At 35.1% G+C, this 18,109-nt stretch carries 20 protein-coding genes; 17 read left to right on the top strand and 3 right to left on the bottom strand.

Annotation, left to right across the window (positions count from 1 at the left end; translation table 11 throughout):
* Nucleotides 1-196 precede the first annotated feature (196 nt).
* From ACIQ1E_RS10510 to ACIQ1E_RS10490, 5 genes are all read left to right on the top strand, one after another.
* Complete coding sequence (locus ACIQ1E_RS10510) at nucleotides 197-1,885, top strand: glycoside hydrolase family 28 protein (RefSeq protein ID WP_396171260.1); 1,689 nt, start codon at nucleotides 197-199, stop codon at nucleotides 1,883-1,885.
* A 287-nt stretch (nucleotides 1,886-2,172) separates the two neighbouring features.
* Entirely contained in the window at nucleotides 2,173-2,418 is a 246-nt protein-coding gene (locus ACIQ1E_RS10505) for an SHOCT domain-containing protein (protein ID WP_396171259.1), read from the top strand.
* The gene (locus ACIQ1E_RS10500; RefSeq protein ID WP_396171258.1) at nucleotides 2,408-2,746 is read left to right on the top strand and encodes a hypothetical protein; all 339 of its coding nucleotides are present in this window, start codon (nucleotides 2,408-2,410) and stop codon (nucleotides 2,744-2,746) included. Before ACIQ1E_RS10505 ends, ACIQ1E_RS10500 begins: the two co-directional genes overlap by 11 nt.
* A gap of 80 nt (nucleotides 2,747-2,826) precedes the next feature.
* Complete coding sequence (locus tag ACIQ1E_RS10495; protein WP_396171257.1) at nucleotides 2,827-3,714, top strand: carbon-nitrogen hydrolase; 888 nt, start codon at nucleotides 2,827-2,829, stop codon at nucleotides 3,712-3,714.
* A gap of 2 nt (nucleotides 3,715-3,716) precedes the next feature.
* A complete protein-coding gene (locus ACIQ1E_RS10490; RefSeq protein WP_396171256.1) occupies nucleotides 3,717-4,757 on the top strand; it encodes an agmatine/peptidylarginine deiminase in 1,041 nt (346 codons plus the stop codon).
* Nucleotides 4,758-4,831: 74 nt separating this feature from the next.
* Here ACIQ1E_RS10490 and ACIQ1E_RS10485 read toward each other — a convergent pair whose 3' ends face one another.
* A complete protein-coding gene (locus ACIQ1E_RS10485) occupies nucleotides 4,832-6,832 on the bottom strand; it encodes a M1 family metallopeptidase (protein WP_396171255.1) in 2,001 nt (666 codons plus the stop codon).
* Nucleotides 6,833-7,006: 174 nt separating this feature from the next.
* On the opposite strand from ACIQ1E_RS10485, the gene ACIQ1E_RS10480 reads away from it, so the two are divergent.
* Together ACIQ1E_RS10480 and ACIQ1E_RS10475 are read left to right on the top strand one after the other, a co-directional pair.
* Nucleotides 7,007-7,858, top strand: a complete 852-nt coding sequence (locus ACIQ1E_RS10480; RefSeq protein ID WP_396171254.1) for an aldose 1-epimerase family protein — start codon at nucleotides 7,007-7,009, stop codon at nucleotides 7,856-7,858.
* Nucleotides 7,859-7,860: 2 nt separating this feature from the next.
* Nucleotides 7,861-8,412 (top strand): GNAT family N-acetyltransferase, encoded by a 552-nt coding sequence (locus tag ACIQ1E_RS10475; protein WP_396171253.1) that lies wholly within the window; start codon nucleotides 7,861-7,863, stop codon nucleotides 8,410-8,412.
* Between the two features lie 168 nt (nucleotides 8,413-8,580).
* Here the strand turns inward: ACIQ1E_RS10475 and ACIQ1E_RS10470 are convergent, their stop codons facing one another.
* Nucleotides 8,581-8,811 carry a VF530 family DNA-binding protein gene (locus ACIQ1E_RS10470; protein WP_396171252.1) on the bottom strand — a complete coding sequence of 77 codons (231 nt, stop codon included), beginning with the start codon at nucleotides 8,809-8,811 and terminating at the stop codon, nucleotides 8,581-8,583.
* A gap of 70 nt (nucleotides 8,812-8,881) precedes the next feature.
* Between ACIQ1E_RS10470 and smpB the strand changes: the two genes are divergently transcribed.
* The 3 genes from smpB to ACIQ1E_RS10455 all read left to right on the top strand — a co-directional run bounded on the left by smpB (nucleotide 8,882) and on the right by ACIQ1E_RS10455 (nucleotide 11,236).
* Nucleotides 8,882-9,334, top strand: coding sequence for an SsrA-binding protein SmpB (gene smpB / locus ACIQ1E_RS10465; RefSeq protein WP_103806326.1), 453 nt, complete (start codon nucleotides 8,882-8,884; stop codon nucleotides 9,332-9,334).
* Between the two features lie 88 nt (nucleotides 9,335-9,422).
* The gene (locus ACIQ1E_RS10460) at nucleotides 9,423-10,064 is read left to right on the top strand and encodes a hypothetical protein (RefSeq protein ID WP_396171251.1); all 642 of its coding nucleotides are present in this window, start codon (nucleotides 9,423-9,425) and stop codon (nucleotides 10,062-10,064) included.
* Between the two features lie 122 nt (nucleotides 10,065-10,186).
* On the top strand, nucleotides 10,187-11,236 hold the full coding sequence (locus ACIQ1E_RS10455) for a Fic family protein (protein ID WP_396171250.1): 1,050 nt from the start codon (nucleotides 10,187-10,189) through the stop codon (nucleotides 11,234-11,236).
* Between the two features lie 39 nt (nucleotides 11,237-11,275).
* Here ACIQ1E_RS10455 and ACIQ1E_RS10450 read toward each other — a convergent pair whose 3' ends face one another.
* Complete coding sequence (locus ACIQ1E_RS10450; protein WP_396171248.1) at nucleotides 11,276-11,917, bottom strand: protein-L-isoaspartate(D-aspartate) O-methyltransferase; 642 nt, start codon at nucleotides 11,915-11,917, stop codon at nucleotides 11,276-11,278.
* A 132-nt stretch (nucleotides 11,918-12,049) separates the two neighbouring features.
* Between ACIQ1E_RS10450 and ACIQ1E_RS10445 the strand changes: the two genes are divergently transcribed.
* From ACIQ1E_RS10445 to miaA, 7 genes are all read left to right on the top strand, one after another.
* Nucleotides 12,050-13,015 (top strand): Gfo/Idh/MocA family protein, encoded by a 966-nt coding sequence (locus ACIQ1E_RS10445; protein ID WP_396171246.1) that lies wholly within the window; start codon nucleotides 12,050-12,052, stop codon nucleotides 13,013-13,015.
* Nucleotides 13,016-13,023: 8 nt separating this feature from the next.
* Nucleotides 13,024-13,626 (top strand): hypothetical protein, encoded by a 603-nt coding sequence (locus ACIQ1E_RS10440; RefSeq protein WP_396171244.1) that lies wholly within the window; start codon nucleotides 13,024-13,026, stop codon nucleotides 13,624-13,626.
* Nucleotides 13,623-14,510: a 3-hydroxyacyl-CoA dehydrogenase family protein gene (locus ACIQ1E_RS10435; RefSeq protein ID WP_396171242.1), complete on the top strand. Its 888-nt coding sequence runs from the start codon at nucleotides 13,623-13,625 to the stop codon at nucleotides 14,508-14,510. Before ACIQ1E_RS10440 ends, ACIQ1E_RS10435 begins: the two co-directional genes overlap by 4 nt.
* Before the next feature lies 1 nt (nucleotide 14,511).
* Nucleotides 14,512-15,207: a YggS family pyridoxal phosphate-dependent enzyme gene (locus ACIQ1E_RS10430; RefSeq protein WP_396171240.1), complete on the top strand. Its 696-nt coding sequence runs from the start codon at nucleotides 14,512-14,514 to the stop codon at nucleotides 15,205-15,207.
* A 48-nt stretch (nucleotides 15,208-15,255) separates the two neighbouring features.
* Complete coding sequence (locus tag ACIQ1E_RS10425) at nucleotides 15,256-15,624, top strand: four helix bundle protein (RefSeq protein ID WP_396171238.1); 369 nt, start codon at nucleotides 15,256-15,258, stop codon at nucleotides 15,622-15,624.
* Between the two features lie 143 nt (nucleotides 15,625-15,767).
* Nucleotides 15,768-17,129: an exonuclease domain-containing protein gene (locus tag ACIQ1E_RS10420; RefSeq protein WP_396171236.1), complete on the top strand. Its 1,362-nt coding sequence runs from the start codon at nucleotides 15,768-15,770 to the stop codon at nucleotides 17,127-17,129.
* A 1-nt stretch (nucleotide 17,130) separates the two neighbouring features.
* The gene (gene miaA / locus ACIQ1E_RS10415) at nucleotides 17,131-18,045 is read left to right on the top strand and encodes a tRNA (adenosine(37)-N6)-dimethylallyltransferase MiaA (protein ID WP_396171234.1); all 915 of its coding nucleotides are present in this window, start codon (nucleotides 17,131-17,133) and stop codon (nucleotides 18,043-18,045) included.
* Nucleotides 18,046-18,109: the final 64 nt, after the last annotated feature.

Raw genomic sequence — 18,109 nt, 5'->3', positions numbered from 1 at the left:
CGATTCAACCAAATCAAAGAGCAAATTGTTCTTTGGCTCGAATTTTTACTGCTTATTTTTGCAGATGTATTTTTGGTAAAAAATCTAAAAACTCAAAAAGTGGGTTCTTAAGGAATGACTAAATACTTTTGAGTAATCGATTGCATTATTAAATTATGAAAATTTTTAAGGCGATTTTACAACAAAAAAATTAAGAATGAAAACAAACCCAATCAACTTCTTATGCATCATTTTGACAGTATTAGTAATAAGCTGGTCGAAAGATAGTATCGCTCAAAACTCAAAATCCAATGAAACCTACAAAGGCATTGAATTTAAAATGAACAAAGTCAAAGAGCCAATAATTCCTAAAAATACAGTAAATATCAAAGATTTTGGTGCTGTAAATGGCGGAACGGTTTTAAACTCAAAAGCCTTTGCAGATGCTATTGCAGCTGTGTCTAAAAAGGGGGGCGGAAAAGTAATTATTCCTCCAGGAATTTGGCTTACAGGTCCAATTATTTTGAAAAGCAATATCGAATTACATGCTCAAGCAGGAGCTTTAATAAAATTTTCAACCGATAAAAGTTTATATCCATTAGTAGAAACCAGTTTTGAAGGATTAAATACCTGGCGTTGCATCTCTCCTCTTTACGGAAAAAACTTGGAGAACGTAGCCTTCACAGAAAAAGGAGTTTGGGATGGTTCTGGCGAGGTTTGGAGACAAGTCAAAAAAGGCAAACTAACCGAAAATCAGTGGAAAAAATTTGTAGCCTCTGGCGGAGTGCTTAACGAAAAAAAAGACATTTGGTATCCATCGGAAACATTCATGAAAGCAGCTATAGGTGCTGACCAAAATATTCGACTAGATTTAAAAACCAAAGAAGAATTTGAAGCCATTCACGATTTTCTTCGTCCAGTATTGGTCAGCATTCAAAACAGTAAAAGAGTATTATTTGACGGGCCCGTATTCCAAAACTCTCCTGCTTGGAATATCCATCCATTAATGATTGAAGATTTAATTGTTCGCAATGTATCTATTCGCAATCCTTGGTTTTCTCAAAACGGAGATGGTCTTGACGTGGAATCATGCAAAAATGTTTTGGTCGAAAACTCCACTTTTGATGTAGGTGATGATGCCATTTGCATCAAATCAGGAAAAGACAAAGACGGTCGCGATCGTGGAATTCCTTGCGAAAATGTGATCATAAGAAACAATATCGTTTATCACGGACACGGCGGAGTTACTGTAGGTAGTGAAATGTCTGGCGGTGTAAAGAATTTGCACGTTTCAAATTGTTCATTTATGGGAACCGACGTTGGTTTGCGTTTTAAAAGTAACCGCGGACGTGGTGGGGTGGTCGAAAATGTTTTTATCTCGGATATTTATATGACCGATATTCCCTCGCAAGCCATTTCTTTCGACCTGTATTATGGAGGAAAGTCAATAGCTGAAACTTTGGCCGAAGGCGGAAATAAAATTAAAACCGATGTAGTTCCAGTTGATGAAAAAACACCTCAATTCAAAAATATTAGTATCAAAAACATCACTATTGCAGGAGCTTATCAAGCCGTGTTTTTGCAAGGTTTGCCTGAAATGAACTTGGAAAACATCGAAATTTCCAACTTGATTGGAAAAGCTGATAAAGGTTTTTCTATCATTGATGCTAAAGGAATCAAACTTAGTAATATCAAATTGGACATCAAAGAAAGTACCATTTTTGACATCTATAATGGTAAAAATGTTTCCTTAAAAAACGTGGAATTCAACTCGACTTCTCCCAATGCAGTCAACATTAACGGAGCTGCTAGCGAAAAAATCGAATTAGTTTCTTCTCAAAAAGTAGATTATTCTAAAACGACAACCATTAGCGAAACCGTTCCAAAAGGAGCTGTAAAATTGTAAACGCATAAAAATAGTATAAAATATATTGAATAGAAATAATTGTCACAAATAGCAGATGTTTTAAACTCCTAACAATCTTTCAAACAATTTACTTATATACTCTAAAGCCTGATGTATTTCAGGCTTTTTTTTTAAAGTTGTTTTTCTATCAACTCTAAATGAGACTGTTACATAAATTATATGTAAATATTGAAACTTTACTACAATATTATATAACAACAAAACTACTCAATAGGCTCAAGTTTGTATAGCCCCGTTTTTAATAAAAACTATTTAACACAAAAAATATGGACTATACAAATTATTATTACGGAATGAATATTATTTGGTGGGGATTAGGGATAATTCTACTTTTTTTGATTTTTTTGATGCCATTTGAAAGCATTAATCAAAAACTAGAAAAACAATCAGCTAATAACCTATTAAAAAAACGATTAATTATAGGTGATATCACAGAATCAGAATATAATGATATGAAAAAGAAACTTCACGAAAATATCATATATCCTAAACAACTATCAAATGAAAAATAAAGAGAATTTACCAAACGACAAGAATGAGATTATCTTAAACAAAGATGGTTATCCAAAATATCCTCAAAAAAATGATACTTACAATCAATTTGTCAAAGAATTTGATATCGATCCAGAAGATATTTCTAAAAAAAAGCCTCTAGTAATTGATGAAGATCCTGAATGGTATGAAAGAGACACCGACTTAGAAAACCCTGGAGACAAATTAGACGTGCCGGGTTCAGACCTAGATGACGAACAAGAAGACATAGGTAGTGAGGACGAAGAAAACAATTTTTACAGCATAGGCGGAGACCACCATAACGATTTAGAAGAAGACAATCAATAGTGAAAATAAAAAAATGCAAACCGCATAGCTTTCACTCTTTATAAAAATCACTATTTTTGCACTCTAAAATTTTTTCCCTTATGTCAAAGAAGAAATACAAAATAGCGGTTATTCAATTGAATCTGAACGATGTTGCCGAAAACAACCTTAAAAAATGTTTATCTTGGGTTCGAGATGCCGCCAGTCAAGGTGCGGAAGTAATTTCCTTACCCGAATTATACAGCAGTCACTATTTTTGTCAAAGCGAAGACGTAGATAATTTTGCTTTGGCAGAACCCTTGTACAGCACTTCGTTCATTGCTTTTAGTGCTTTGGCAAAAGAATTGGGAGTCGTAATCATTGTTCCATTCTTCGAAAAAAGAATGGCTGGAATTTACCACAACAGCGCTTACATCATCGACACCGATGGTTCGGAAGCTGGACTGTATCGTAAAATGCACATTCCAGATGATCCGCATTTTTATGAAAAATTCTATTTCACACCGGGAGATTTGGGTTTCAAGGCCTTCCCTACCCAAAAAGGAAAAATTGGAACGCTAATTTGTTGGGATCAATGGTATCCAGAAGCGGCTCGCTTGACAGCATTGCAAGGTGCCGATGTGTTATTTTATCCAACAGCTATTGGTTGGCATCCATTAGAAAAAGAGCAATATGGCGAAAACCAACACGGTGCTTGGATGAACGTGATGAAAGGTCACGCTGTAGCGAATGGTGTTTATGTTGCTGCTGCTAATAGAATTGGATTGGAACAATATATCGAAGGAACTGCTGGAATTCAATTTTGGGGCTCTTCCTTTATTGCAGGACCACAAGGTGAAATTTTAGCGCAAGCCTCTCACGATAAAGAAGAAATCTTGATAGCCGAAGTCGATTTGAATCTACAAGAAAATGTGCGTCAGAACTGGCCTTTCTTTAGAGACCGTAGAATTGATGCTTTTGGAGATATTACTAAAAGAGCAATCGACTAGTTATGAATATTTCCAATAGAAGATTCCCCGCCGAATGGGAAAAACAAGAAGGAATTTTATTGTGTTTTCCACATAATGGGAACGATTGGCCGGGTAAATACGAAGCCATTCAATGGGCATTTGTAGAATTTATCAAAAAAGTGGCCACTTTCGAAAAGGTTTTTTTGATCGTTGCGGATGAAAAACTAAAAACTAAAGTTTCAGAAATGTTGGAAACCGCCACTGTGTCTATGAACAAGGTTTCTTTCATCATTCATAAAACCAACAGAAGCTGGATGCGCGATTCAGGTCCGATTGTAGTTCAAAACGGAACCACAAGAGAGGCTTTGAATTTCAATTTTAACGGTTGGGCAAAATACAAAAACATCAATTTAGACAAACACGTTCCTGCAAAAGTCGGCGAATTTCTAAAGCTTCCTGTAACTCAAGTGGTTTATAAAGGAAAACCGGTAATTGTAGAAGGTGGAGCAATCGACGTCAACGGAAAAGGAACGCTACTCACATCGGAAGAATGTTTGATGCATCCAAACATACAAGTTAGAAACTCCGGTTTCACCAAAGCCGATTACGAAGCAGTTTTCAAAGAATATCTGGGAATTACCAATGTAATTTGGTTAGGAGACGGTGTCGAAGGCGACGATACTCACGGTCATATCGACGATTTGTGTCGTTTTGTAAACGAGGACACTATTGTGACCATTGTAGAATCAGATCCAAAAGATGCCAATTACAAACCTTTGCAAGACAACCTACAACGCTTGCAAAATGCGAAGTTAGAAAACGGTAAATCTCCCAAAATAGTGGAATTGCCAATGCCAAAACGCATCGACTTTGATGGACTGCGATTGCCGGCTAGTTATGCTAATTTCCTGATTTTGAACCAATGTGTTGTGGTTCCGACATTCAACGATGCCAATGATAGAATTGCTTTGAATATTATTTCTGATTGTTTCCCAGATAGAGAAATCATCGGAATCAATGCTATAGATTTGATTTGGGGATTTGGAACTTTACATTGCTTAAGCCAACAAATTCCGGAATAAACTTTATAATTGGAATAAATAACCGCAAATGCGCAAATTATTAATCTGCGCATTTGCGGTTATTTATTTTGGCTTTACTTCGCTTTCCAACTATTATTTTTTTCGTTGCAATCTGGAAAAACGTGATCTGGATCGATGATGACACTGTCTATTTCCTCTGTAGAATTGTGTTTGAAAGTCCAATTTACATTTCGCTGCCAAATTTCAGCAGGCAATTTAACTCGTGTAACTTTCCCGCTGTTGGTTTTAATGTCTATTATGACAGGCATTGCCATTTTTTCATAATTTTCAATGGTGATTAAAGCTCCCAACTTTGGATTATTATTGACATATTTTACGTTAGTAATTCCTTGATCTAAACGCCAATTATTAACAAACCAAGCTCTCCAAAACCAAGACAAATCTTCACCAGCCACATTTTCCATGGTTCTGAAAAAGTCGTCTGGTGCGGGATGTTTGAATGCCCAACGTTCTACATAACTTCGGAAAGCCAAATCAAATCGTTCGGGACCTAAAACCTGTTCCCTTAAAACTATCATTGCAGCCCCGGGTTTTGAATAACCTAAAGTACCTATATTGGCCTCTTTCATATTATCAGGTGAACTCATGACTGGTTCCAGACTTGGGTTAGTATACTTTTCGGCAAACAGATGCAGATCTTCCGCTTGATTTTTATATTCACCTTTATCAAAATCAACTGAACTCAATGAATTGATAAATGTGTTCAGACCTTCATCCATCCAAGCGAATAAGCGTTCGTTAGAACCTACAATCATTGGGAACCAAATATGACCAAACTCATGATCTGTAACTCCCCATAAATCGGCATTTTTTGCACTATACCCACAAAAAACAATACCAGGATATTCCATTCCGCCTGCTATACTTGCTACATTGGTCGCCGCTGGATAAGGGTATTCAAACCATCGCTTTGAATAATTTTCAATAGAAGTTTTAGTGTATTCGGTCGAACGTCCCCAAGCTTGATTTCCATCACTTTCAACAGGATAAGCCGAAATTGCCATTGATTTTTTTCCACTTGGCAAATTGATTTTAGCAGCATCCAAAATAAAAGCTGCGGACGAAGCCCAAGAGGCATCACGAGCATTTTTTATCACAAAATGCCAAGTTTTATTGGTATTCGAAACGGAGTTAGAAGCGTTTTTAACCTCTTCTGCAGAACGAATAATCACGGTTTTATCGCTCTTTGAGGCTTGCTCCCATCGTTTTTGTTGTTCGCCACTATACACTTCTTTTGAATTTACCAATTCACCCGAACAAACCACAAAATGATTCGATGGTGCAGTAATGTTGATATCGAAGTCCCCATATTCAAGATAAAATTCCGAAGCACCCAAGTATGGATTCGTATTCCATCCTGCAATATCATCATAAACACACATTCTAGGATACCATTGAGCCGCACTGAAAATTTTACCATATTTCGTTCCTAAAACTCCCATTCGGTCCGAACCTTCGATTGGTGAAATAAAAGAAAAATCAACTTTTACTTTGATTTTACCTCCTTTTGCATTCAATTCCTGCGGAAGAAAAACTTGCATCCGAGTATCCGTAATTATATACTTTGCTTCTTTTTCAGAAGAAACTCCTTTATTAGCGCTAATAATTTTGACTGACTTTATTTTAAAACCTCCATCAAACTGTTGACCTTGAGCACCGTTTCGACTGCCAGTCAAAGGGACTAAAGCATTTCCTCGTGAATCATTCTTGAACAAATTCTGATCCAAATACATCCACAAAAAAGACATTTTGTCCGGACTATTATTGGTATAGGTTATGATGCTAGAGCCTGAAATTTCGTTAGTCTCATCATCTAATTTGGCCGAAAGCTGGTAATCCGCTCTATTTTGCCAATATTCTGGTCCCGGTTGACCGCTGGCCGAACGGGTATTAGTTCCGTTTTTAGTATAAAAAAACGGACCAAAAGCTTCATTATAATCGTATTTTGAAATAGCATTATTTGACGAAGAATTGGTGTTTTGCTGCGACCACAAGGTCGAAATCACCAATAAAAAAATCATTTGAATTGAAGCTTTGAACGAGAAGTTTTTCATTTTGTAAATTTTTCAAAGACAAATTAATGAAAAATAAACTTAGTACTAAAAGTAAACGTTGTATTTTGACTTAATTTTATCAATTATTAGGATTAGCACTATTTATTACGCTATTCAAAATTTATGAAATATATTTACATCCATAAAAACTTATTAATTTAATTGGCTACTATTTTGACATCTACAATTTCTAATTCAATTCTTACGGCGCAAATAAAACATTTAGGAGCAGAATTATGTTCTTTGAAAAATAATGAAAACAAAGAGCACATTTGGGAAGGAAACCCAATTTTTTGGGGCAAGCATTCTCCTATTTTGTTTCCAATAGTTGGTACATTAAGGGACAACAGGTATCAATATGGCGAACAAGAATATCATTTATCAAGGCACGGTTTTGCAAGAGAAATGGAATTCAACCTAATTGAAAAAACAGAAAACAGTGCCACTTTTTCCTTGACTTCGTCAATAGAAACAAAAAAAGTATATCCTTTTGATTTTGAATTACAAATTTGCTATTCACTTGATGAAAAGAAACTAAACATCGATTATAAAGTAATCAATACAAGCGAACAAAGGTTGCCTTTTTCTATAGGAGCGCATCCGGCATTGTCCTTGCTTGGCAATTTCGAAAACTATAGTCTTGAATTTCAGCAACAGGAAGTATTAAACTATCATTTACTTGAAGAGGGTTTAATTTCGAATACTACAAATGAGCTTGCTCTAAATAATCGCCAACTTGCTTTGAATTATCAACTTTTCGAAAAGGACGCTTTGGTTTTCAAAACATTAAAATCGAAATCAATCACCATTTTAGAAAATACAAAACCACTTCTTAAGGTAAATTTCTCCGATTTCCCAAATTTAGGAATTTGGACTGTCAAAAACGCTCCTTTTTTATGTATTGAACCTTGGTTTGGTTATTCTGACACTTTAGATAGGTATGATGATTTTGCAAAGAAAGAGGGAATTCAGCTTTTAGAAAGAAATAACACCTTCGAATCAAATTATAGCATCGAAATTTTATAACTATGTTGGAAATAAATTTTGCACCTTTCCCTACTCTTGAAACGGAACGATTACAATTAAGACGTCTTGCAAATGACGATGTGGATGAGATTTTTGCCCTTCGTTCTGACCATGAGGTGATGAAATATATTCCTAGACCATTGGCTAAAACCAAGGAAGATGCTTTGGCTCATATTAGCATGATTAATGAAAAAATTGATTCAAACGAAGGTATTAATTGGGCGATTACTTTTAAAGACAATCCAAAACTCATTGGAATTATTGGTCATTACCGCATTAAACCAGAACATTATCGATCTGAAATTGGCTATATGCTTCTTCCTGAATACCATGGGCAAGGAATTATTTCTGAAGCGATAAACGAGGTTGTCAAATATGGTTTTCAAGAAATGAAACTCCATTCCATTGAAGCCATTATTGCTCCTGAAAATACTGCCTCTGAGAAAGTGTTACAAAAAAACGGTTTTGTCAAAGAAGCTCATTTAATAGAAAACGAGTATTATGAGGGACAGTTTTTGGATACTGTCATTTATTCGCTTTTGAATAAAAGCTAATTTACTTTCTTTTCTATTATTAATGAATAGAATATATAATCAAGGTAGTGTCTACAATTCAACATCTTTGATAAGTTTAGTAGACGTTTCGAGGACAATGTCGAAAATTACATTAAAGCATTCATGACTTCAAATAAACGGTGGTTTAATGATCTCTTACCGCCTAAATTAAGCTTTCAATTTCGGAATCGTTTTAATATACAAGTCTTCCACTTTTTTTCTTGCCCAATCCGTTTTTCGTAAAAAAGTTAAACTCGATTTTATGCTTGGATTTGCTGTAAAACAGTTTATTTTAATCAATTCGCCCAAAGTATCGAATCCGTAAAAATCGACCAGTTGTTCCAAAATTCTTTGTAAAGTCAGTCCGTGAAGCGGATCTTTTGATTGTAGATTTTCCATACTACAAATTTATGGCATTTTTATATATTTCTTTGGTGTTTCATACATTTGTATCTACATTTGCCATCCGATGCTAAAAACAATTAACATACTCAACAAAAGAGCTCGTTTTGATTATGAAATAATCGAAAAATTTACGGCTGGAATCGTTTTGGCTGGAACCGAGATAAAATCAATTCGCTTAGGAAAAGCAAATATAACCGAGAGCTTTTGCGAATTTAATGGAACCGAACTTTTCGCCATCAATACTTACATTGAAGAATATGCCTTTGGAAACCAATTCAACCACAAAGCCAGAAGCGAACGTAAACTTTTACTAAACAAAAGAGAATTGAAAGGATTGGCACGAAGTGTTCAAGCCAAAGGTTTGACCATAGTTCCGCTCAAATTGTTTACCAACGAAAAAGGAATGGCTAAACTGGAAATTGGACTCTGCAAAGGAAAGAAAACCTACGATAAACGTGAATCGCTTAAAGAACAAGACACAAAACGCGATCTTGACCGTATCAAAAAATCATTTTAATGCATTTTTTTAAAAATTAATTGATTTCGCAGTCATTTTCTGATTTAATTACTATTTTTACCCTAATTAATACTAAACAAAAATAATTATGAAAAAGTTTTTTATTGCATTGATCGTCGTTGTTCTAGCTAGTTGTAGCAGCGGAACATCCATAGTAAGCAGTTGGAGAGATCCAGACACCTCAAATGCAAATACTGAATACAAAAAAATAATGGTCGTTGCTTTGGTAAAAAATGAAGCCACAAGAAGAATTACCGAAAATAGAATCACTTCAATTGGACCTAAATTCCATTCTTCGTATGCCCTGATGAATGGAACAAGTTTAGATTTAACTAAAGATCAGAAATTAAAAATTCTGAAAGACGAAAATTTTGATGCAGTAGTTACAATGCGTTTAGTAGATACTGTAAAAGAAACAAACTATGTGCCAGGCACAAATACTTCAATGTATTATGGTGGATATGGCGGAATGTACGGCGGATATGGAGCTTATGGTGGCTTCGGTGGCTGGTACGGTATGTATTCGCCTATATATTATGACCCAGGATATTACCAAGAAACTAGTTCATATTTAATCGAAACCAATGTGTTTTCATTAAAATCAGACAAACTAATTTGGACTGGAACGACAAAATCAACTACAGGATCGGATATTGGACTATTGGTTGACAGTGTTATTGCTACTGTTATGCAAGAAATGAAAAAAGATGGTTTTATTCCAAAAAAATAAAAAATAGCACTGAAGCAGCTATGAAATAAAAAAAATAATGCTCAAAATATTGAGCATTATTTTTTTTTATTACAGAATTATGACTAAATTTGTCAAGACAAATTAATTCAAATCGAATAAAGATGAAAACGCTACTCAAAAATGCAAGAGAAAAAAAAGGACTTAAAACTAGAGAAGTAGCTCAACTTTTAGATATCGATCAAGCGTTGATAAGTAAATTTGAGAATGGTTCAAGAAAGCCCACGCGAGACCAAGTCATAAAATTAGCCTCGTTATTAGAAATAGATTTTGAAACGTTGATGGTTGCTTGGCTCAAAGAAAAAATTCTTTACGAAATAGGGCAAGATGATTATGCCTTAAAAGCAATCAATCAAGTTCGAGAAGAAATGGAGAACAGTTACGTTAGCATCAACAAAACAATTTCTAAAAATTTATCGAACCTCCTCCAAGAAATAGATTCTCTAAAAGCAAAACTAACTCAATTTCGTCAGTTTGATAGCTACAGAATTGCTCAGGCGTTAGAACTTGAATACACTTTTGAAAGCAATCGAATCGAAGGAAACACAATGACGCTACGGGAGACTGATTTGGTTATTAATGAAGGTTTGACCATTTCCGGAAAAAGTATGCGAGAACACCTGGAAGTTATTAATCATCAGGAAGCGATTGCTTACATCAAACATTTAATGGAGAAAAACACAATCCTAAATGAGAGAGAAATTCTTTCGATTCACAATTTAATTCTCCGTGGGATCAATCCTGAGGATGCCGGTCGTTATCGCCGAGTTCAAGTAATGATTAAAGGAAGTACCTTTATGCCGCCCCAACCTTTTATGGTTTCAAAAGAAATGGAAGATTTTTTCATATGGTATGAAACTCATAAAAATGCCTTGCATCCCATAGTTTTGGCCGCAGAATTTCACGAGCGCTTAGTGAGTATTCATCCCTTTATTGACGGAAATGGCAGAACTTCTCGTTTGGCAATGAATCTTATTTTACTACAAAACGGCTATGTAATTGCCAATATTAAAGGCGATTATGATTCTAGAATGCAATATTACTATGCATTAGAAGCCGCGCAAATCAAAAACAACAAAGAAGATTTTCTGTTGTTTATTGCTCAAACCGAGAAAGACTGTTTAGAACGCTATCTAGAAATTATTGGTCAATAAAAATCCCATCTTGTTGAAAAAAACCAGATGGGATTTACTTTAATTTCTATTCTCTAACAAGGGCACAAATTTAAAATCGCCGAATTCGTGCTTTTCAAACTGCTTTTCGTTGATTCGGATAAGCAACGTCATAATCTGAGTTTCTTCACCCAACGGAATGACCAACCTTCCTCCTACTTTTAGCTGCGCCATCAATGCTTGCGGGATAATTGGAGCCCCCGCAGTGACAATGATGCTATCAAAGGGAGCGTGTTCCACCAATCCTTTATAGCCATCTCCAAAGGAAAGATGTTTGGGCCTTATACCTAATTTGGGTAATAAATTCTGTGTTTTTTTGAACAACTTTACTTGTCTTTCTATACTGTAAACCGTTGCCCCCAACAAACACAAAACAGCGGTTTGATAACCTGAACCTGTACCAATTTCGAGAATTTTTTGGCCTTTTTTGACTTCTAAAAGTTGGCTCTGAAAAGCCACTGTATAAGGTTGCGAAATAGTTTGGTCAGCATCAATAGGAAATGCTTTATCCTGATAGGCAAAATTTTCGAAACTAGAATCTATAAAAAGATGCCTCGGGATAGTATTTATAGCCGACAATACAGCGCCGTCCGTAATTCCTTTTTCTTTCAAAAGTTTTACTAATTGATTACGAAGCCCTTGGTGTTTGTCAGTGTTTTTCAAAATTTGTAATGATTTTTTTTGGTAAAAATAGACTTAAATATTTCAAAAATCAAGTAACAATTTCCAAAACTTTAAAGAACAAATTTTAGACAATACGCAAATAAATTATACATTTGTTAAAAATCATTTTTTATGTTAAAAGTAGGAGTTTTAGGTGCTGGTCACCTTGGTAAAATACATTTAAGATTATTACAACAATCTGAAAAATATGAATTAGTTGGTTTTTATGACGAAAATCAAGAAAACGGAGAAAAAGTCGCCAAGGAATTTGGCTATAAACAATTCCATACTATTGCGACTTTAATCCACGCTGTCGATGTAATTGATATCGTGACTCCCACACTTTCACATTTCAAATGTGCCAAAGTTTCCATCAAATCCGGCAAACACGTTTTTATTGAAAAACCCATTTCGAATACCGTTGCCGAAGCTGAAGAAATCATCGCTTTGGCCAAAGAATACAACGTCAAAGGTCAAGTAGGTCACGTCGAGAGATTTAATCCTGCTTTCAAAGCCACCAAAAATATGATTGACAAACCAATGTTTATAGAAACCCATCGTTTGGCAGAATTCAATCCTCGTGGTACGGATGTTCCCGTGGTTCTCGACTTGATGATTCACGATATTGATGCCATTTTGAGCGTGGTAAACTCAAAAGTGAAAGAAATTCACGCCAGTGGAGTTTCGGTAATTAGTGAAACTCCTGATATTGCCAATGCCAGAATTGAATTTGAGAACGGTTGTGTCGCCAATTTAACAGCGAGCCGCATTTCGATGAAAAATATGCGTAAATCACGTTTCTTTCAGAAAGACGCGTACATATCTGTTGACTTTCTAGAGAAAAAATGTGAGGTAGTAAAAATGAAAGACGCTCCTGAAACTCCCGGAGATTTTGATATAATTCTACAAAATGCGGAAGGTGTAAAAAAACAAATCTACTTCTCCAATCCCGATGTGGAACAAAACAACGCCATCCTAGAAGAACTTGAAACTTTTGCTGACGCTATCAATAATGATACTACTCCTATCGTAACTTTGGAACAAGCGACTGAAGCATTGAGAGTGGCTTATCAAATTATTGATTGCTTTAAGAAGTAATTTTTTTAATGGAAAACAAATTAGAAATAAAATATAGAAATCAAAAACAATCTTTTGAGATTTTAGAGGATTCCTTATTTGTTCATTTGAATACATTAAAGCACCAATTAGAATATAAAATTCCATTTGAGGAAATTAAGAATGACATTTATACTATTAGAAATAAAGGCGATAAAAAAGATGCTTTTCTATATTTTTCTATTTTTATAAATATTGTTTTATTGTTTTTTGTTTTTTTTGAGAATTATAAAATTGATTTAATTTATGTATATTCTGGTATTTTCCCTTTAACACTTATCTTATCATTTGCCTTAAATGACATCAACAAAGGTTTTGAAGAAAAACATATTGAATCTAGTAAAATCTTGTATTTTATTTGTTCCAAGAAAAACAAAATAGAGATTGATATTTTTATTAAAACCCTTTTCGAAAAAAGAAATGCTTATTTTAAAAACAAGTGCTTTTTGATTGATCCGATATTACCGTACAATGTTCAATATGAAAGATATATCTGGCTATATACCAACAAATATATCGACGAAAATGAATTCGAAATAATTAAAGAAGACCTAGACAAATACTTCAATTTTAATCCAAACAGTATAGTATGAAAACAATAGCCGTCATCGGAGCAGGAACAATGGGCAACGGAATTGCACATACTTTTGCGCAAAGTGGTTTCACTGTAAAATTAATCGATGTTTCCGAAAAATCATTAGATAAAGGAATGGCAACTATTTTTGCCAATTTAGACCGAATGGTTGCCAAAGGAACCATTTCCGAAGAAGAAAAATTCAAAACCATCAATAATATCATCACTTATACTGACATCAAAGACGGTGTTGTAGGTGTAGATTTAGTGGTCGAAGCTGCTACCGAAAATGTAGAATTAAAACTCAACATTTTCAAACAATTGAACGAAGTTTGTTCGCATAATACGATTTTAGCAACGAATACTTCTTCAATTTCTATAACACAAATTGGTGCTGTTGTGGCTCATCCGGAACGCGTTATCGGGATGCACTTTATGAATCCGGTGCCCATTATGAAATTGGTCGAAATCATTCGAGGTTACAATACGAGTGACGAAGTAACCAAAATCATTATGACGTTATCCGAAAAATTAGGTAAAACCCCTGTTGAAGTCAACGATTATCCAGGTTTTGTAGCCAACAGAATTTTGATGCCGATGATTAACGAAGGCATCGAAACGCTTTACAACAAAGTAGCGGGTGTGTATGAAATTGACACCGTGATGAAACTCGGAATGGGACATCCAATGGGACCTTTGCAACTAGCTGATTTTATTGGTCTTGATGTATGTTTGGCAATTTTAAACGTAATGTACGATGGATTCAAAAACCCGAAATATGCTCCTTGTCCTCTATTGGTCAATATGGTTCGCGCTGGAAAATTGGGTGTAAAATCGGGTGAAGGTTTTTATGATTATAGTGAAAGTAAGAAAGCGGAGAAAATTTCGAAACAGTTTATTTAATATGTCAATAGCACAAAACCTCCTCAAAATAAAATCCACTTTACCATCAACTGTAACTCTTGTTGCCGTTTCTAAAACCAAACCCATTAACGATTTGATGGAAGCTTATGATGCGGGTCAACGCATTTTTGGAGAAAACAAAATCCAGGAAATGGCCGAGAAATGGGAAGCAATGCCAAAAGACATCGAATGGCATATGATTGGGCACGTTCAAACGAACAAGGTCAAGTTTATGGCGCCATTTGTGAGTTTGATTCACGGTGTGGACAGTTTGAAATTACTTGAAGAAATAAACAAACAAGCCAAAAAAAACAATAGAATTATCGATTGTTTATTGCAAGTTTATATTGCCGAAGAAGAAAGTAAATTTGGTCTTGATGAAGAAGAATTAGCAGAGATTCTTCACTTCGTTCAGACTCGAGGCAAAGCCGAACAGAGCGAAGCTAATGACAAAAACGGGATGAATAACATTCGAGTTGTTGGTTTAATGGGGATGGCAACTTTTACAGACAATCAAACCCAAATCAAGAAAGAGTTCACCCATTTGAAATCAATTTTTGATAAGCTACAATCACTGCAAACTGAAAACTGCAAACTGAAAACTGTTTCAATGGGAATGTCCGGCGATTACCAACTCGCAATTGAATGCGGAAGTACGATGGTTCGGATAGGAAGTAGTATCTTTGGGGGACGATAAATGACAATGGCAATAGCAATGGCAATTTCAATAAAGAAATAAAAACAAATGGAAATCAACGAATCTAATTTTGACAAAATCTATAATTTTGAAGATCGTTTGGTTCGCTTTGCAGGCGAATGTATTTTTTTTGTTAGGAAATTAGAGAAGTCGTATGAAATTGAATATTACAAAAATCAATTGATCAGATCGTCTGGAAGTTCTTCATTAAATTATGGCGAAGCGCAAGGCACTATAACTGACAAGGATTTTGTTTTCAAAGTGTCGCTAACTGTTAAAGAATTAAAAGAATCAAGAAATTCATTAAAAGTTCTTGATTATATAAAAGCAGGAGATTTAGAAGAAAGAAAATGGCTTTTGACGGAAGTTGAAGAACTTATCGCAATCGCCTCAAAAATGATTAACAATAAAAAGTAATTCAATATAAATTACAATGGCAATGAGTTTTCAAAAGCAATTACAATGGTAATTACAATTTTCAATTTTTAAGAATTGACATTGCTATTGATTTTTGAAATTGCCATTGCCATTGCCATTGATAGTTGAAATTGATATTGAAAATGTACGCAATACTCGACATAGAAACCACCGGAGGACAATTCAACGAAGAAGGAATTACAGAAATCGCCATCTATAAATTTGATGGTCACGAAATCGTGGATCAGTTCATCAGTTTGGTCAATCCTGAAATTCCGATTCAGCCGTTTGTAGTGAAATTGACTGGGATTAATAACGCGATGTTGAGCTCCGCACCCAAATTTTTTGAAGTAGCCAAACGCATTATCCAGATGACCAACGATTGTGTTTTGGTTGCCCACAATGCCGATTTTGATTATCGTATTTTACGCACTGAATTCCGTCGTTTGGGGTATGACTTCAATGCAAAAACCCTTTGTACAGTCGAACTTTCGCAACGATTGTTGCCCGAGCAACCTTCGCATAGTTTAGGTAAATTAGTCCGAGCTTTGGGAATTCCTATGGCCGATAGACATCGTGCCAATGGAGATGCGATGGCCACCGTAAAACTCTTTAAATTATTACTTGAAAAAGATGTTGAAAAAACAATTGTTACGGAGTTAATCAAAACTGAAATCAAAAAAGGAATTGCTCCAAAATTATTAGATATTGTACAAAATATGCCATCAAGAACTGGGGTCTATTATATCCATAATGATAAAGGAGGCCTAATTTATATTGGCAAAAGTCGCAACATCAAAAAAAGAGTCAATCAGCATTTTACTGGAAACACTACAAAATGCAAAAAGATTCAAACCGAAGTTTATGACGTTACCTACGAAGAAACGGGCAGTGAGCTCATTGCTCTACTGAAAGAAAATGAAGAAATAAAAATTCATAAACCCATCCTGAATCGCGCGCAACGTAAAAGCATTTTCCAGTTAGCTCTGTACGTCGAACTAGACAAAAATGGCTACTTGAACCTGAAAATTCAAAAATTCGACGGGAGAAAAAAAGAAATCACCTCCTTTTCGTCGCTCCAAGAAGCAAAAAACACCCTATTTCATATTACGACCAAGTACCACCTATGTCAAAAACTAACTGGTTTATATCAAACCAAAAAAGAATGTTTCCAATACGGAATAAAAGAATGTGATGGTGCTTGTATCGGAGAGATCTCTCCCGAGGAATACAATCTTAGAGTCCATACTTTTCTTCAGGAATGGGATTACAAAACGCAGAATATGATTCTCATTGACAAAGGGCGTAGCATTGGCGAGCGCTCTGCTGTCTTGATAGAAAACGGAATTTACAGAGGCTTTGCCTTTTATGAATTGAATTATCAAATTACCAACCCATCGATTTTGCATAACATCCTTACGCCAATGCAAAACAATCGAGATGCCAAGAATATCATTCAAAGTTATATGCGTAAGTCAAAAGCAATCAAGATTATAAATTTTTAGAATGGCGAAATTTCTTATTTCGATCGTTGGACCCACAGCCATAGGAAAAACTTCCTTAAGCATCGCTTTGGCACAACATTTCAAATGCGAGATTATTTCTTGCGATAGCCGACAATTTTTCAAAGAAATGCAAATCGGCACAGCTGTACCAACTTCAGAAGAATTAGCGGCTGCAAGACATCATTTCATACAAAACAAATCGATTTTAGAGAATTATACCGTGGGCGATTTCGAAAAAGAAGCCATTGTCAAACTTGACGAATTGTTTTTAACCAATGATTATGCGGTTCTGGTTGGCGGTTCTGGCTTGTATGTCGATGCCGTTTTGAAAGGTTTTGACGATTTTCCCGAAATAGAGACTTCGGTTCGGGAGGAAGTCAAATCGAATTATGTAAAATTGGGTTTACATTATTTGCAAACCGAATTAGAAAAACTGGATCCCAATTATTTCGAAGTTGTTGCCAAAGAAAATCCACAACGAATGATGCGCGCTCTGGAAGTTTGCATCGGAACTGGAAAACCCTATTCCTCCTTTTTGAATCAAAAGAAAAATACTCGTAACTTTACTCCTATTCTCATTGGCTTGGAAGCCGATAGAAAAGTAATTTACGACCGAATCAATCTGCGTGTCGATCTTATGATGCAAGAAGGTTTATTAGCAGAAGCCGAAAAAATATTTCCGTATAAAGACTTAAATGCGCTACAAACGGTCGGATATAGAGAATTATTTCTTTACTTTGAAGGTAAAATCAGTTTGGAATTTGCTATCGAGGAAATCAAAAAAAACACGCGACGATTTGCCAAACGCCAACTGACTTGGTTCAAACGAAACGAAAAAACAAAATGGTTTGATTACCTCGTAGATCGAAATGAGATTACAAACTATATTTCAAAACAAATTCATAACAATATGTAAATTCCAAAATTGAAATCCCAAAATCCAATCCTTCTTTTTGGAATTTGAAGTTTAAAATTTGGTT

This window comes from Flavobacterium sp., from assembly GCF_044348915.1.
Classification (GTDB): Bacteria; Bacteroidota; Bacteroidia; order Flavobacteriales; family Flavobacteriaceae; genus Flavobacterium.
This window is presented reverse-complemented; position numbering and strand designations above follow the sequence as displayed.